This window comes from Enterobacter sp. ENT02, from assembly GCF_019219165.1.
Lineage (GTDB): Bacteria > Pseudomonadota > Gammaproteobacteria > Enterobacterales > Enterobacteriaceae > Enterobacter > Enterobacter mori.
This window is the reverse complement of sequence record NZ_JAHUWD010000003.1, coordinates 441,341-456,960: the sequence shown is the minus strand read 5'-3', so window position 1 is coordinate 456,960 and position 15,620 is coordinate 441,341. Positions and strand designations below refer to the sequence as shown.

Below are 15,620 nucleotides of genomic sequence, written 5' to 3'. Positions count from 1 at the left end.
TTTCTTCGTCTACGGGGTGACGATGTTGAACCAGAAATCAAAGCTATCCATATAGCTCAGCAGCTCATCAAGCTTCGCCTGATTGCCCGTCACAGTTACATCCCCTTTCTCCTGCGCCTGTTTCAGCGTAGTCTCCTTGAGGATGATTTTGTTCAGCGTATCGCGGCTGAGTGTTATTGAGGCATCCGCCTCTTTTGCAACCGTATTCGCGCTGTGATTCAGCACGCCGTTCTCAAGCTCCAGCTTGTACTGACCGCCATCTTTACCCAGGTCAACGTTGAACACCGCTTTTGCATTCGCCGCTCTCATACCATTGATGTGCACCCCGAGGAAGTCAAAGAACATCTCAGGGGACATGGCGCGAACCGTATCCGGGCTGGCGGTGTTCGGCGTCGGCAATTTCTGTACGCCGTTACGAAGTTCCTGCGCGCCGGTCAGATAGAAGTTACGCCACGGGCCCGACTCCGCCTGATACCCCAGCTGTTCGAGCGCGTCCGCTTCCAGATTACGCGCCGCTTTGTTTGATGGATCGGCAAACACAACCTTGCTTACCACCTGCGCGACCCAGCGGTAGTTACCCTGCGCATAATCGGCTTTGGCTTTTTCAAGGATGGCGCTGGCACCGCCCATATAGTGAACATATTTTTTCGCGGCATCGACGGGCGGGAGTTCGTCGAGCGTTGCCGGATTACCGTTGAACCAGCCGAGGTAAAACACATAGGTCGCTTTCACGTCATGGCTTACCGAGCCGTAATAGCCGCGGCCCGACCAGGATTTGGCTAACCCGTCCGGCAGCGCAAAATTGGCCGCGATTTCATCACGCGTCAGCCCTTTGTTCGCCAGTCTCAGCGTCTGGTCATTGATATACCGGTACATATCGCGCTGGCTTTTCATCAGCTTCACCACGTTGTCGTTGCCCCACGTCGGCCAGTGGTGCTGCGCCATGATGATTTCAGCCTTATCACCCCAACGCTCAATGGCGCTGTTGATGTATTTCGACCAGGCCAGCGGGTCGCGGATCTTCGCCCCGCGTAATGAGTAGGTGTTATGCAGCGTGTGGGTCACATCTTCCGCCGCCTCAATCATCTTCTTCTCTTCAACGTACCACAGCATTTCAGACGGCGCTTCTGACCCCGGCGCCATCATAAAGTCATACGTCAGACCATCGATAACCTCTTTCTGACCATCTTCGGTGATGTAATGAGTCGGCTCGATCAGCGTCACCGTCCCGGCAGACGTGGTCGTCCCGAGACCCGCGCCAACCTGGCCTTTTGCGTCCGGCTTCAGCAGGTTGCCGTACATGTAGCTGGCGCGGCGGCTCATCGCATTCCCGGCCATGATATTTTCAGAGACCGCTTCTTTCATAAAGCCCGCCGGGGCATAGACTTTCACTTTGCCCGATTTCACATCGGCTTCGTCAACCACGCCGCGCACGCCGCCATAGTGGTCAACGTGGCTATGGGTATAAATCACCGCCACCACCGGACGTTTACCGCGGTTTTTATAATAGAGATCCATCCCCACTTTGGCGGTTTCGGCAGAGACCAGCGGATCGATAACCGTGATCCCCTCTTTGCCTTCCATGATGGTCATGTTTGACAGGTCGAGGTTACGGATCTGGTAAACGCCGTCCGTCACTTCGAACAGGCCGCTGATGTTAATCAGCTGCGCCTGACGCCACAGGCTTGGGTTTACCGTATCCGGTGCTTTTTGCCCTTCTTTGATAAAAGCGTATTGCTGCGGGTTCCAGATAACATTGCCCTTTTCACCCTTAATAACATCCTGTGGCAGCGGAGCAATAAAGCCTTTATGGGCGTTGCTGAAATCGATTTTATCAAAAAATGGCAGCTGGCCATACAGCGCATCATTATTTGCTTTGGTATGGGTGGTAGCTTCTTTTGCCGTTGACTGCGCCATGGCAGGAGTGGCCACCAGCGAGGTGGATAACAGACCGGCAACGGTCATTGCGTTAACAAGAATTTTCAGTTTCATAAATCCCCTACACGTCATCATTACGTTCGGATATGTGTTTAGGAAATAAGGTTACCAGCCAATTATTTCTTTCCCCATTCAAATAACGTTTAAAAATAAACAAACTTAATCTGTTGTCGTCATTGCCTGGCAGGATAATGTTCACTCCATTTATTCACTCCAGGATAACCAATGAAGATAACGCCATTTTTTATCGTTATATTTAGCCTGAGCACCTTAACCGCCTGTCGCTCTGCTCCACCCGATAAAGTCGAACAGATTAACCACATGCAGGTTCCTTTAATTTTACCTGGCGAGAAACTACCCGCAGTACAAACGTCACATATTGCGTCGCTCTACCAGGAGAATAAAAAGCAAATTGATTCATTAACACGCAGCCTCAAATCACAGTATCTTCAGAATGCCTCGGCAAAAGATATCTTTAAAGAAGACAGTCCCGTCCAATCCGTCTACGCCTCCCTCACCAGGCTGGAACAGTTAGATATGGTGAACCAGCAATACCTGAAAGATAAAAATGAAGCTGGCCTGAGAAATATCAATCTCGTCCTGAAACCCTTAATAACGGGTTAAACGATAAAAAGCCCGGCTACAGGGTAGCCGGGCTTTTTTATCATCGAAAAGAACACAGGGACTAATCGTGTTGACCAAAGCGGTAGGTCAACCCCGCCGTAACGGAGCTAATATCGCTGCTGACGCCAATCTGGTTGGCATTACCCACGTTGCTGACCCACTGGTACTCCACGCGGCCAGCCCAGTTTTTATTGAATGCGTATTCCGTACCGACTGCCGCAAGCGGGCGAACACCGGTCTCAAAACGATTGTGACCACTTACATCAGATTCAGCACGGTAGCCCATCGCACCCGCACGGCCATAGATATCCCAATTGTTCGTCACGGCATAGCTGGCTTTTAAAGACATCTGCAGGCCCTGGGCTTTCATTTGTCCACCCGCGCTATGCTGGCCTTTTATCTGCATATTGCCCAGATAATCATAACCGCCTTCAACCGCAAGCCATGGCGTAATTTGGTAACCCGTATAGACACCGCCGCCGACATTATCGTGGTCGATATCAAAATGGTTAGCGCTGTTATTACTCTCGAGTGCTTTAGAGCCTGTATTGGTATCAAAATAATGTGACCAGCCAAATTTCGCCCCACTATACCAGGTGCCTGCATCTGCGGCGGCAAAAGCGGTCGTGGCGGTACATGCATTTACCAGAATTAAAGCTACCAATGTCTTTTTCATACGTATCCTGTTTGCTTCGTCAAAATTCATTTCGGTGAGCAAACAGTAAACAAAAACGAGAATGTCGTTAATTCGTTTTTAGTTTAATTTTAAACTGATATTAAAACGACTCCGGTAAATTTCTGATTTCAAGGAGATACCCACCTCTTTTGAACGAGATATATTCACCTTGCTTAAGGGCCGACAATACGTTGAGAATACTGCTGCGCGACAACAGCGTGCGGTCCTGGATATATTCGAGGATCGTCGTGCGCATTCGTGCTTCCTCAGGTAATAAGATCATCTCCTGAAGATGGTTGCGAATAACGGAATAAGTCCGTTGCTGCAGGACCTGGGCATCCCGATAAATTAAATAGGCTGTATGATAGGAGAGAAGTGCGGCCACCTCTTCCCACACGCCCTGCTCGCGGAAACGTTCCGCCGCACGTTCGGCATCCACCCGTAAAAGCGTCGACTCGGTTTCCACTCGCAGAATATGCCCCTGCGTCGGCTGGATCATTTCTGCAATACCGAAGAGATGGGATTCGTAAACCGTGACCAGCAGCAGGCCGTCGGACGCGCGCAGCAGGGACAATCCGCCCTCTAAAAAGAGATACATTTGCTGCCGACCTTTATGTTTCCACGTCACGCGCTTGCGCGGCACAACTTTCATTTTCTCCGCTATCGGCTCAAGGATCGCGGTCAGTCGTTCAATCGATTGTACAGGACGAACGGGCGGTAAAATATGCATGGCACAACCTTATAACATCGGGTAACTGCCAGTATAGACCCTATAATTTAAACAGTTACCGAATTAAAACTGATAGCTATAGTTTACGCTGGCAAACCAAAGATGGGGGTTATCATAGCTTCCCGCAAAGACAGCGGGTGATTTCACATGCGATGACTGCATGTGAAGATACTCGACGGCAACACCAATATTGCTGGCTGGCGTGATCTGATACTGCGCGCCTGTACCGAACCGCCATTCGTCGCCGGTCGGTAACGTCATCGCCACATCACTCTGGCTGTGGTACGGCGAGCTATCAAAGGCGACACCGGCATTCAACCGCCACTGTTCTGTTGGGCGATACTGCACGCCGAGCGCACCATGCCAGGTATCTTTCATGCGGCTGACGTTGTTAAGCGTCTGCCCGCTCACCGTGATTTGTGGCGCACCGAACTGGCTCCAGTCCTGCCAACCGAGATCGCCCATCACCGACCATTGCTGGTTAACATCGCGCACAACGCTGAGCATAATTTGCTGCGGCGCACTGACCTGTGCCGTCACCGGGAGCTCGTATGTGCCACTCGCTAAGCGTGCTTTGCCGTCGATACTGTAGTGATAGTCCGTCTTGCTGTTCCAGGTGATACCGGCTCGCGTCTGTTCGGTCAGCTGCATCAACAGCCCCAGGCGATAGCTCATCGCCCAGTCATGGTCATGCTGCTGGCGGTCGTCGTCATTCACATTGCGGGTCAATGAAAAATAGCCGTAGTTAACGTTGGCGGAAGCCCCTATTGAGAGGCGATCGTTAAGTTTGTACGCCACGGACGGACTGAGCGTCATGGCTACCATGGTGCTCTTTTTGATCAGCCGGTCGCCCGCCCAGTTACCGTAATCGATCCCCAGGCCATAATTGCCGTAAAGCCCAATACCGGCATAAAGATCGTCGGTCATTTTCTGGCTATAGAAGGCACTGGCATTGGGAACGGTTTTCATCACATCGCCGGGGCTTCTCTGCGCATCGTTATTCAGCTGGTAGTCGATGGAGCCGTCCATCACCTGTAACCCACCGGTGATAATACGATCGGGTAATCGCGTCATGCCTGCCGGGTTGGTCATTATTGTTGAAGCATCCTGCGCGCGCGCTGCCTGCCCTGCGCCAGCAAGTGCGGTATCTTCGGTGCCTGCTTCATAAAAATAGAGGGCACTAGCATGGGCGCAGGATGTTGCCAATAAGCCCGAGCACAGAAGGAGTCGTGTTTTCATCTGTCAGCCTGGTGAATAACGAATTTGCCGACAGGTATATCAACAGAAACAACAAGGGTAAAAAGAAAGGGTGTTTAATTTTAAATATTCCCGCACGCCTGTAGCAGAAAGTGAGCATGTGAATTTGGATGCCATGTCCGCAATTCGCGTTTTTTTCTACCCACTTTACCCACGCGCGCACGGCAATGAATGTATATCCAATGTTAAAAATATTAATATTAAGCACTAAATTATTTAACGGCATGTTCAATTATCCCTCCATCGCACGCGTAAATTCCGTCAAATGACGATTTTGACGATAATTTTAAATAGCCATTCCTCTCTCCCTGCCACTGCGCCAACACAACCAAGCAGCATATAAATCTATACATAAACTTAAATCTGGATATTTAAGTTTAAAAAAATCATTTAAACGATATTTACGTTTACCAAAACAACCAAGAATGGTCTTATATTCCAACCAAAGGCAAGGGGTGCGGTACGTTGTTCTGCAACACAGCGCTCAACCGCCTGGGAGACAAAAATGATGATGAAAACGGGAAATAAAAGCATGTTCAATAAAACAGTTATCGCAGTCGCTATGATGTTTTCGGGCGCGGCAATGGCAGCGGAAAGCACCGGCGTTGCGGGTGGCACAATCACCTTCAATGGTTCTGTATCCGATACAACCTGTGACGTGACCACCAACAATGGTTCCGATTTTACGGTGAACCTGGCGCCTATTTCACTGACCGATATGGGTACCAGTACCGGCGTTGTCAGCGCCAATAATAAAGACTTCACCATGAGTCTGAAAAATTGCACTGCCGCCGACACCGCAACCAAAACGCTGAAAATCACTTTCTCAAGCAGCAACCTGTCTGATGACGGTAAATACCTGAAGAACTACAGCGAAAGCGGCGCTGAAGGGGTCGGTATTACCCTGACCAAGGATGGCACCACCGCCGTTCCGTTCGACACCGCGTTCAACACCGGTCTGACTTCTGATGATGTTTCCGGTACCGACGGCGTTACGCTGACCATGCACGCGAATTACTACAACTTCGGCGGTTCTGCCGTGACGACCGGTAAAGTCGTTACCGACGCAACTTACTCCTTTAGCTACGATTAATAGCCCAACCGGGGAGCAATCCCCGGTTTTTAATGACCATGAAAAAACATATTTTCTTTCTCTTCGTTGCGTTCGCTTCACACGCGGCTCAGGCCAGCGTGGTAATAAACCAGACGCGCGTGATTTATTCCAGCGAAGCAAAATTCGTTACCGTGCAATTAGTGAATGAGAGCGATAAAACTCACCTGGTACAGTCCTGGCTTGATCAAGGTGACGCTTCAGCTGCCCCGGAAAAGATTAAAGTTCCCTTTTCCGTCATGCCGCCGGTTGTCAAAATGGATGGCCACAGTGGTCAAACGCTGAAAATCGCCGCGACTAACACCTCCTCTCTGCCCTCAGACAGAGAAAGCGTATTTTGGTTAAACGTGCTGGATGTTCCGCCAACGCCGGAAGGCAGCAACGATAATTATCTCCAGGTGGCGATTCGCAATCGCATTAAGCTGTTTTATCGCCCCGCTTCGTTGCAGGAACTGGACAATAAAATTGTCGAAAAGGTCACTATTTCCACCTCAGGAAGTCAAACCTGTCTCAAAAACGGTTCCCCTTACTATTTAACCATTCCACAGGTTGTGACCTGGCAGGGCGGAAAATTGAAGCAGAATCGAGACGATAATTTGCTGAGCGATACCGCTTTTATTCCGCCTTACGGTTGCGCACTGGTTTCCAACAAAATCCAGGCCGGTTCTCAGTATCGTATTACATGGCTTGATGATTACGGCGCCAAAAGATTCAGCACCCTTCACTGATTATTTTTATGGCTATGCCTGGTTCAATTCTGATGAAGAACAGATCCCTGTTTCGTAAAAGCCTGTTGGTTCACTCCGTCAGCCTCGCCTTATGTTCCTTTGGGGCGAGCGGTGAGACATTTAATAGCAGCCTGCTGGTCGGTAATTCAGCCGATATGGACTGGAGCAATTCAAAACTGGTCATGACACCGGGCGCGTACGATCTCGACGTATATGTGAATAACGCCTGGCGCGGGAAATTCGACATGACGATTGCCAATGACGGTAAAGGGACGGTGCTTGTTCCGAAAGATGATGTGCCACTACTGGGTATTCGCGATCTCGACGATCTCGTCGCGAATAAATCAAACGGGCAAATCGACATCAGTACCCTGCTACACGGCGGAAAAAGCACGCTGACGCCAGGAGAATTGCGTCTGGATTTAGAAGTCCCCCAGGCCTTTGTGGTGACCGAAAAGCAGAACTGGGTGGCCCCACAAAAATGGGACCAGGGGATTAATGGGGTATTTACCAACTACAACCTCAACTATTACAACTTTTATGGCCTGCGTGAAGGGTATACCAACAGCGATAATATCTATTTATCGCTAAACAGCGGTTTGAATATGTCTGGCTGGCATCTCCTCGATAACTCGACGTGGATGCGCTACAGCAATATGGGTAAAGGGTATTGGATTAACACCACACGCTATCTTGAAAAACCGATTGTCGGTATTGAGGCATTAATGCGCGTGGGGCGTACCTACACCACGTCCGATTATTTTGACACGATTCGTTTTCGCGGCCTGACGCTGAATAAAAGCCGTCAGATGCTGCCGGACAGCGAACGGGTGTATATGCCGGTCATCAGCGGAATTGCCACCAGTTCGGCCGTGGTCAGCGTTTACCAGGATGGACATATCATTCATCAGATTACCGTCCCTGCCGGGCCCTTTGCGATCCGCGATTTAATGCCCACCGGCTCGCGTGGGGATCTCTCTGTTGAGGTAAAGAACAGCGGCGGAACGATAGAGCGCTTTGCGGTTCCCTTTTCGTCTATCCCGGACATGCTGCGTCCCGGTACCAGCGACTACCAGTTTAACGTCGGTGAGGTGGACATGCGCGGCATCAATGACCACAGCCAGTTTGCGCAGTTCAGCTACTCTCGCGGTATTAATAACTATGTGACGGCCACCGCCGGGAGCATCTGGAGCGCGGACTATTTCTCCTTTCTGCTCGGCGGTGCTCTTTCTGTTCCCTATGCGGGATCGCTATCAGCGTCGCTTGAACAAGCGCAGTATCGCTTGCCGGGCGATAATCGACGCCGGGGAGAAAAATACGCGCTCTCATGGAGTAAATCCTTCCCGACGCAAACTAACCTGACGCTGGCATCGTATTACTATCGCACGCAGGATTACGCATCGTTCAACGATTATGTGTTGGCGAAGTCTAATATTCAGGATTATGGCGGCACCGGCACGTCAACCATCAACAGCAAGCAGGCGTTTAGCGCCAACCTCAACCAGCCGCTGGGCGATGGGTTTGGTCGACTTTCCCTGACGGCGTACTGGCGCGATTACTGGCGCGGCCAAAAGACCAGCCGCCAGTATAATCTGACCTGGAGCAACGCGTATAACAGCGTGAATTATGCGGTATCACTGCGCCGCTCTGAAGTCACTCAGTCGTACTACAACTATGAAACAGATTACGAAGGTGATGTTGTTACGTCGCTGCGCACCCGTGGGAAGACGGAAAATAATCTTTATTTCTCCGTCAATGTTCCGATGTCACTCTTCGGCAGTCCGGGAAGTGTTGCTTCGCATGCGACGGTTCAGCAGGGGAAATACGCTTCATCAGATATAAGCATGAGCGGCAGCGCCCAGGATGTCGATTACAGCCTTATGCTGGCGCATGACAGTGAGGGTAATTCCCGCTCCGCCGATCTCTATACCAACTGGAAAAACAGCGTCACCAGCCTGAACAGCGGGCTGACGCTTTCGCGCGAGTATCGTCAGGCCAGCCTCGGCGCAAGCGGCAATATTCTCGCGTGGCGCGGTGGGGTCATCACCTCACCAAACAATGGCCGAAACTTTGTCATTCTTGAGGCCCCTGGCGTCGAAAACGCCGTGGTCAATGGGGATACCTCTACGCGCACGAATCGCAACGGTATTGCCCTTATCGCCAGCGCAACGCCTTACCGGCTGAATAACTTCCATCTGGAACAGGATGGTTCAAAAAGCAGCGACGTCGATTTACAGGGGAATTTACTCAATATTGCCCCTTACGAAGGCAGCATAACGTATCTGAAGTACAAGACCGATACGCGCAAGGTTTATACCTTCGACGTGCTGGACAGCGAGGGCAATCAACTCCCCTTCGGCGCATTGGTTTCAGATAGCCATCATCAGGAACTGGGTTACGTCGCCCAGGGGAGCCAAATCTTTGTGAAGTCTGACGCACAGCCAGAGGCAATTCGCATTAATACCAGTAAAGGCAAAATCAAAAAATCCTGTGTTATTACGCAGCCGACAGAGCATGCCGTCAATATCTGCCGGTAATCGACCACGAGTATGAAATCGATCATGAGAAAATCTTTATTTTTCATCTTTGCCGTATTCAGCCTGATAACGATCCCTGGCTTTTCAGCCCAGGCGGCACCACAGGCCCGAGGCGTGACGGGGGATACCTGCCGTAATAGCGGCATTATATTTAAAAGCGTGGCGGAAGCGGATAAATCGCTTAATTTATCGTCTGCATTTATCACCTCGACGGTGGTTGAAAAGACATATACCACCAGCTGGTCGGGGAGTATGACCTGTACCTATGGCAACGTGGGTATTGGGGGAGTATTTCAGGATCACCTCTACTATTTCACTGGGTTTAATAACAACCCGGTGTATTTGAATTTTAACAGTGCTGATGGTGAAAACAGTTACTGGATTAAGGTGACCTCTGAAATAACCGGCAGCAGTAAAGTCACGGTGAGCGGTATTGTGGGGATACACTCGCTCTCCTACCAGACGCAATATACCTTGCGAGCAGAGTTACTTTCCTCGGCGCCTGTTGGGGTGTCGACCTATACCAAAACCACCACCAGCGGTGCGCTGAGCGTCATTCCTGCCGTGATGAGTGGTACCGGCTCGGGATCCGACTCGCCCCTGCTCTCCTCTAAAACGTATGCGACAAGGGCATGGAATAACATGATGTCAGATACCGCGCGCAAGAGCTGGGATACCGATTATTTCCTCGCGTACGAGAAAATGACCATTCAATTCGAGCCGAAAGAAACCACCTGCAATATGACGCGTGACATGACGGTAAAACTTCCGCCTGCGCCGCTGAAAGAACTTAAAACGTACGGCAGAACGAATGGGGCGGATTTCACCATTCCCATCAAATGCGGAAACCTTGCCGGCATAAAAACATCTACGCGGAATATTAAGGCCTGGCTTTCCAGTAATGATGTGATCACTACGGACGGCAGTTCGCAAACGATGGTAAATGATGAAACAACCGCGGGCGGGGTCGGTATTGCTATTCGTAGTCGATCTTTTATGGGGGATTTCGAAGAGGTCAAACTCTCCAGCAGCACAAGCATGGGAAATGCCACTCAGATCCTTGATATTGTTAAGGACGATGACATTCAGGATACGCAATACATTCTTCTGCATGCTTACTACAGAGTGTATGACACCTCGGCCTTATCGACCGGCACGGTGGTCGCAACCGCACAAATCATGTTCGGCTATGACTAATTCACTTACGTAGATAATGACTTTCTTTTTTAAGACCTCTGCCAATTAAACGCCATGAAAATATCTGTTCAAACCGTGCTTAACTTATTACATAACATTATTCATCCGGTCTCTGCCGATCTGGTTAATCATTTACAACGCACGGCCATCATCACCTGGTATTTAAGCCAGCGCATTGGGCTGGATAAAACCGGGATCGGCAACGCTTTTCTGGCTGGCATGCTGCACGACATTGGTACGCTGAGTAAAGACCGTGAACACCTTTCTCCCGGCAGCGAAGGGTTTCTTGATGGGCACGAACAGCTGGCGGGTTCAATGACGGCGGGGATCCGTTTCCTGCAACCCGTCACGCCGATCCTTGAGAACCATCATACCGCATGGTCTTCCTCGGGATCGGACGATCTTCCTGTGGTACATCATTTGGTTAATATGGCGGATACCTTTGAGCTCTATTTACGCGGGATTGACGGGGATTTTATTACCCAACGCGAAAGGGTCATTTCGGATTTCTTTGCCCACCCCATTCAGTGGCCCGCCCCTCTGGAGCAGGCGCTGCGAGAATCTACCCGTCAGGATGGCTTTTGGTTTCGCCTCGGCAATCCTTCGCTTTCCCAGGTGTTGAACGCCATCAGCCCGCTGCACGACCACATGCTCGACCATCATGATTTTCTCGAAGTGTGCCAGCTCATCTCAAAAATCGTCGATAAGTACAGCAGCTTCACCCGCACCCATAGCGCCAGCGTAGCGCATGTTGCGGCCCGCCTGGCTGAACTCTACGGTTATGATGTCGATATGCAAGAAAAGATCTGTATTGCAGGCTATCTGCATGATATCGGCAAGCTCTTTACGCCGCTCCATATCCTGGAAAAGCATGGCAAACTCGAATCCTTTGAGTACGCCACGATGAAGCAGCACAGCTACAAAACGCTGGTGATGCTGCATCCTATCTCTGAACTGGGGGATATTATCCGTTGGGCCGCCAACCATCACGAGCGGCTGGATGGCAGTGGATATCCGTTCAGGTTAGGCGCCGCCTCACTTGATATTCCGTCTCGCATCCTTGCGGTGGCGGATGTGTTTACTGCCATGACGGAAAACCGTCCCTACAGACAAGGGATGGAGAGCGCTAAGGCGATGGCTATACTCCACGAAGAAGCAAGAAATTACAGACTGGACAGGGACATCGTAACATTGCTGGACCATAATATTGGCAGTGTAAAAGCGCTTGTCGCGATGTGTTAACGCCAAAGAACAGCTAATGAAATATTTGATTGCCAGCAAAGTTATTTACGATACAGAGAGCGGGGAATTCACTCTTCCCGGGGCAGAGCGCCTTGAGGCTCAAAAACTGACGAATACGGCCAACCGTATTCTGTCGCTGCTTATTGCTTCGCCGGGCACAGTGCTTGAGCGTCAATATCTGCTGGAACACGTTTGGGAATCCGCAGGGCATACCGGGTCTAGCTCTTCGCTCAACCAATATATTAGTATTTTACGCAAGACGTTAACCTCACTGACCGATATTGAAGAGTCGATCATCGTTGTCCCAAAAGTCGGGTTTTACTTTTCCGCCGATATTGACGTACAGCTTCTGGATGAGCCCTGTGCACCAGCGCCCGGGAATGATAACGTTGCGGCAAAGAAGAAAATACCGTCGTTGCCGCTTAAATACAGCATCCCGGCGCTTCTTATTTTGGCGCTGATTGCGGCCAATTTATGGGTCTGGAGTCAGCCAAAAGCCAATGAACGCTATTCCAGAGTCAATGAGATAGGCAAGCTCGAAAAATGTACCCTCACCACCTATGAACATCTTTCTGCCGATGAACGGCATCGGTTACATGAGGTATTGCTGTCGGCACAGCCACAGCTTGCAGAAAAATGTGCAAACCATTTAGCACTGTTAACGGTAAACGTTCAGCCCAGCGTGTTTTATGGCAGCAGCGGACGCATTTTTTACTCTTTTTGTCCTTTAGATCCTGAAAACGAAACGCTAGCGTACTGTGAAAATCACTACGCCTTTAACTGGAAAATGAAATGAAGATTGCGCTAACGCTTTCTGCGACTGTCCTGATCCTGACAGGTGCGCTTATCTGGGGAATGGTTAACCGCACCTCGGCGTATATCGACGATAGGTGCTTTGCCAATTTTACCTATACCGATAACACAAATGAAAAGGCTTTCAATTTCAAAGGAAACATATTCTTTGAATTTTCAAAGAACAAAACCGGACAATTTAATTTATCCGGTGACGTTTCCTATCAGGGACAAAACTACACGTTCTCGCGCTATGTAAAGTTTAACTATGTCAATATTAAAAATAACGCCTACAGAATAAAAATAATTTCGCACGAACCCATGGCGCATGACAATGTCCCGGCAGCCATCTCGCCTCTTGCCATTAAGATATTATTTCTTACCGGCGAATATTCTATGTATCTGCACAAGCATGATAATAACTTTATTACGATTGGAAATTCACTTTCACCGTTGATGAATTGCGTTATACAGTCCTGACGTTTTGGTAAGAACCCGATGTTATGAAGAAGAATAATTGTGTCAGCTGTGCAAAATGTGGGTTTGCTGAGGTATGCCAGTCGTATCTTTTCGACCATCAGGAACCCATGTTTATTAAAGATTTCGCGCGTAAAAAACATATTGCTAAAAATGAATTTATCTACCAGCACGGAACGACAGTAAAAGCATTGTATGCGCTCAGGCGTGGGGTGGCGAAGATTTATGATGCTCAGCAAACGCTTCAGGGAATTGTCTTCCCCGGTCAGGTTATCGGGGCAGAGGAGCTCTTTAGCGAGCATTATCAGTACAGCGTGCAGGCGGCCACCGAGGTAGAAATTTGTGAGTTACAAAATACCCATTTCTATCACCTGAGCCAGATAACCAGCAGCTTCACCCATTTTATCATTGCTATCCTCTCCCGCTCCGCGAGGGAAAAACAGCAGTTTATCAGCGTCCTGGTGAATCATGACGGCGTGCAAAAAGTGCGTGGATTTATTCAACTTATGGTGGATATCAACAGGGAGTATGGCTTCGAGCATAACGTTCTTGAACTGCCGCTCAGCAAAAAAGAGCTGGCGCAGCTGCTCGGCATTTCTCAATCAACCCTGTCTCGCGCATTCGATACGCTGGCGGCGCAGCGTAAACTGTCGATCAATAAAAAAGAGATTGTCGTGCTTGATGGACCGGATGATGAAGCAGGGACTGGAGCGGGCGAAGGGAATCGAACCCTCGTATAGAGCTTGGGAAGCTCTCGTTCTACCATTGAACTACGCCCGCTTTGAGGTGCGTAAGGCATTATAGACCTTACGCTTTTTCATACAAGTGTCAGCATCACCAAGTGGCGATTAAATGACCACTTAGCACTTCGGTTTGCTGCCCTGCGCCGGGAGATAACGCTGCGGATCGATAGCCGTCGCCTTATAGCGGATCTGGAAATGCAGCTTCACCGAGTCCGTCCCGGTATTGCCCATGGTGGCTATCTTCTGCCCCGCCTTCACGTTTTGTCCGTTATTGACCAGCATCGTGTCGTTATGCGCATAAGCGGTGATGTAATCTTCGCCGTGCTTAATCATGATCAAATTCCCGTATCCACGCAGCTGGTTGCCGACGTAGACCACCTTCCCGGCGCCGGAGGCGTAGACCGGCGTGCCGCGCGCAGCAGCAATATCAATGCCTTTGTTACCGCCCTCAGAAAGTGAATAAGGTACCACAACTTTACCGCTGGCGGGCCAAATCCAGCAGCGCTGCCCGACCGGCGGCCAGGAAGACTTCGGCACCTGGTACGACGGCGTCACTTTGGCCGTTTTGCCTTTTGATGAGGATTTTTTGGCTGAAGAGGAGCCGCCATTGACCTTCAGTTTCTGCCCCACCTCAATGGTATAGGGGGGAGAGATGTTATTCAGACGCGCGAGATCCTTGACGCTGGTTCCCGTTGCACGTGAAATGCGATACAGGGTATCCCCGCGCTTAACGGTATAGACTGCACCGGAATAGCTGCCCATATCCGACGATTTGCTTCCCGAGCATCCCGCCAGAAGTAGCGTCAGCGTCAGGCAAAAAATGGCAGTAATGGGGTTTCTCATCAGGCTTCCTGCAAACAAAACAGATCCTCGGTCAGCGTAAATGGCGCACTATGATAGCAGCCAAAACGAACAGGGGTCATGCCCTTTTCCGCTCCGGGTGCCAAACCGTTCGTATAAGAATGCCGTATAATGATCCGGCTGATGGTGCTGAACCACTCGGCATTCTGGCACTGGAGCATCAATGAGTATTCAAGAACACGTTATTTTGGTAAATGACCAGGGAAAGGTGATTGGCACTCAGGAAAAATATGCCGCGCACACCTCGCATACCCCGCTGCATCTGGCCTTCTCCTCCTGGCTTTTTAATGCCCGCGGCGAATGTCTGGTTACCCGACGCGCCTTAAGCAAAAAAGCCTGGCCCGGCGTCTGGACCAACTCGGTCTGCGGCCACCCTCAGTCAGGCGAAGAGATGGAACAGGCAATAATCCGCCGCTGCCGCTTTGAAGTGGGCGCAGAACTGGCCGATATCACCGCCGTCGCCCCTGATTTTCGCTATCGGGAAGCCGACCCGTCCGGGATCGTGGAAAATGAAATTTGCCCGGTATTCGCTGCCCGCATCACCAATGACGTGACGATAAACGAAGATGAAGTGATGGACTATCAGTGGGTTGAGCTGGACACATTATTCCGCGCGCTGGACGCGACGCCCTGGGCCTTTAGCCCGTGGATGATCATGGAAGCGACAACCGCCCGCGAAAAACTCAAAGCCTTCGCGGCGCAATAAA

The 15,620-nt window shown here is 50.3% G+C and carries 15 protein-coding genes and 1 tRNA gene; 10 read left to right on the top strand and 6 right to left on the bottom strand.

Annotated features, from left to right (window positions below):
* Window positions 1-9 precede the first annotated feature (9 nt).
* Entirely contained in the window at window positions 10-1,992 is a 1,983-nt protein-coding gene (locus KW829_RS13180; protein WP_218308382.1) for an alkyl/aryl-sulfatase, read from the bottom strand.
* 171 nt (window positions 1,993-2,163) lie between these two features.
* On the opposite strand from KW829_RS13180, the gene KW829_RS13175 reads away from it, so the two are divergent.
* Window positions 2,164-2,562 (top strand): hypothetical protein, encoded by a 399-nt coding sequence (locus KW829_RS13175; protein ID WP_218308381.1) that lies wholly within the window; start codon window positions 2,164-2,166, stop codon window positions 2,560-2,562.
* A 61-nt stretch (window positions 2,563-2,623) separates the two neighbouring features.
* On the opposite strand, the gene KW829_RS13170 is transcribed toward KW829_RS13175, so the two are convergent.
* From KW829_RS13170 to KW829_RS13160, 3 genes are all read right to left on the bottom strand, one after another.
* Complete coding sequence (locus KW829_RS13170) at window positions 2,624-3,238, bottom strand: outer membrane beta-barrel protein (RefSeq protein WP_010435259.1); 615 nt, start codon at window positions 3,236-3,238, stop codon at window positions 2,624-2,626.
* A gap of 100 nt (window positions 3,239-3,338) precedes the next feature.
* The gene (locus KW829_RS13165) at window positions 3,339-3,968 is read right to left on the bottom strand and encodes a winged helix-turn-helix transcriptional regulator (RefSeq protein WP_218308380.1); all 630 of its coding nucleotides are present in this window, start codon (window positions 3,966-3,968) and stop codon (window positions 3,339-3,341) included.
* A 63-nt stretch (window positions 3,969-4,031) separates the two neighbouring features.
* On the bottom strand, window positions 4,032-5,207 hold the full coding sequence (locus KW829_RS13160) for an OmpP1/FadL family transporter (protein ID WP_172701762.1): 1,176 nt from the start codon (window positions 5,205-5,207) through the stop codon (window positions 4,032-4,034).
* 550 nt (window positions 5,208-5,757) lie between these two features.
* Between KW829_RS13160 and KW829_RS13155 the strand changes: the two genes are divergently transcribed.
* The 8 genes from KW829_RS13155 (at window position 5,758) to KW829_RS13120 (ending at window position 14,049) form a co-directional block, all read left to right on the top strand.
* Window positions 5,758-6,318 (top strand): fimbrial protein, encoded by a 561-nt coding sequence (locus KW829_RS13155; RefSeq protein WP_029485186.1) that lies wholly within the window; start codon window positions 5,758-5,760, stop codon window positions 6,316-6,318.
* A gap of 38 nt (window positions 6,319-6,356) precedes the next feature.
* Window positions 6,357-7,064: a molecular chaperone gene (locus tag KW829_RS13150; RefSeq protein ID WP_256350598.1), complete on the top strand. Its 708-nt coding sequence runs from the start codon at window positions 6,357-6,359 to the stop codon at window positions 7,062-7,064.
* A gap of 32 nt (window positions 7,065-7,096) precedes the next feature.
* A complete protein-coding gene (locus KW829_RS13145; protein WP_256350597.1) occupies window positions 7,097-9,601 on the top strand; it encodes a fimbria/pilus outer membrane usher protein in 2,505 nt (834 codons plus the stop codon).
* 12 nt (window positions 9,602-9,613) lie between these two features.
* Complete coding sequence (locus KW829_RS13140; RefSeq protein WP_218308378.1) at window positions 9,614-10,798, top strand: fimbrial protein; 1,185 nt, start codon at window positions 9,614-9,616, stop codon at window positions 10,796-10,798.
* A 54-nt stretch (window positions 10,799-10,852) separates the two neighbouring features.
* Entirely contained in the window at window positions 10,853-12,040 is a 1,188-nt protein-coding gene (locus KW829_RS13135; protein ID WP_218308377.1) for an HD-GYP domain-containing protein, read from the top strand.
* Between the two features lie 16 nt (window positions 12,041-12,056).
* Complete coding sequence (locus KW829_RS13130) at window positions 12,057-12,836, top strand: winged helix-turn-helix domain-containing protein (protein WP_218308376.1); 780 nt, start codon at window positions 12,057-12,059, stop codon at window positions 12,834-12,836.
* Window positions 12,833-13,312 (top strand): hypothetical protein, encoded by a 480-nt coding sequence (locus KW829_RS13125; RefSeq protein WP_218308375.1) that lies wholly within the window; start codon window positions 12,833-12,835, stop codon window positions 13,310-13,312. Before KW829_RS13130 ends, KW829_RS13125 begins: the two co-directional genes overlap by 4 nt.
* 107 nt (window positions 13,313-13,419) lie before the next feature.
* Window positions 13,420-14,049, top strand: a complete 630-nt coding sequence (locus KW829_RS13120; RefSeq protein ID WP_218308374.1) for a Crp/Fnr family transcriptional regulator — start codon at window positions 13,420-13,422, stop codon at window positions 14,047-14,049.
* Here the strand turns inward: KW829_RS13120 and KW829_RS13115 are convergent.
* Together KW829_RS13115 and actS are read right to left on the bottom strand one after the other, a co-directional pair.
* Window positions 14,016-14,089 (bottom strand) — tRNA-Gly (locus KW829_RS13115). The two genes, KW829_RS13120 and KW829_RS13115, sit on opposite strands and share 34 nt — an antisense overlap.
* A gap of 80 nt (window positions 14,090-14,169) precedes the next feature.
* Window positions 14,170-14,895 carry an amidase activator ActS gene (gene actS, locus KW829_RS13110; protein ID WP_218308373.1) on the bottom strand — a complete coding sequence of 242 codons (726 nt, stop codon included), beginning with the start codon at window positions 14,893-14,895 and terminating at the stop codon, window positions 14,170-14,172.
* 181 nt (window positions 14,896-15,076) lie between these two features.
* On the opposite strand from actS, the gene idi reads away from it, so the two are divergent.
* Complete coding sequence (gene idi, locus KW829_RS13105) at window positions 15,077-15,619, top strand: isopentenyl-diphosphate Delta-isomerase (RefSeq protein WP_218308372.1); 543 nt, start codon at window positions 15,077-15,079, stop codon at window positions 15,617-15,619.
* Window position 15,620: the final 1 nt, after the last annotated feature.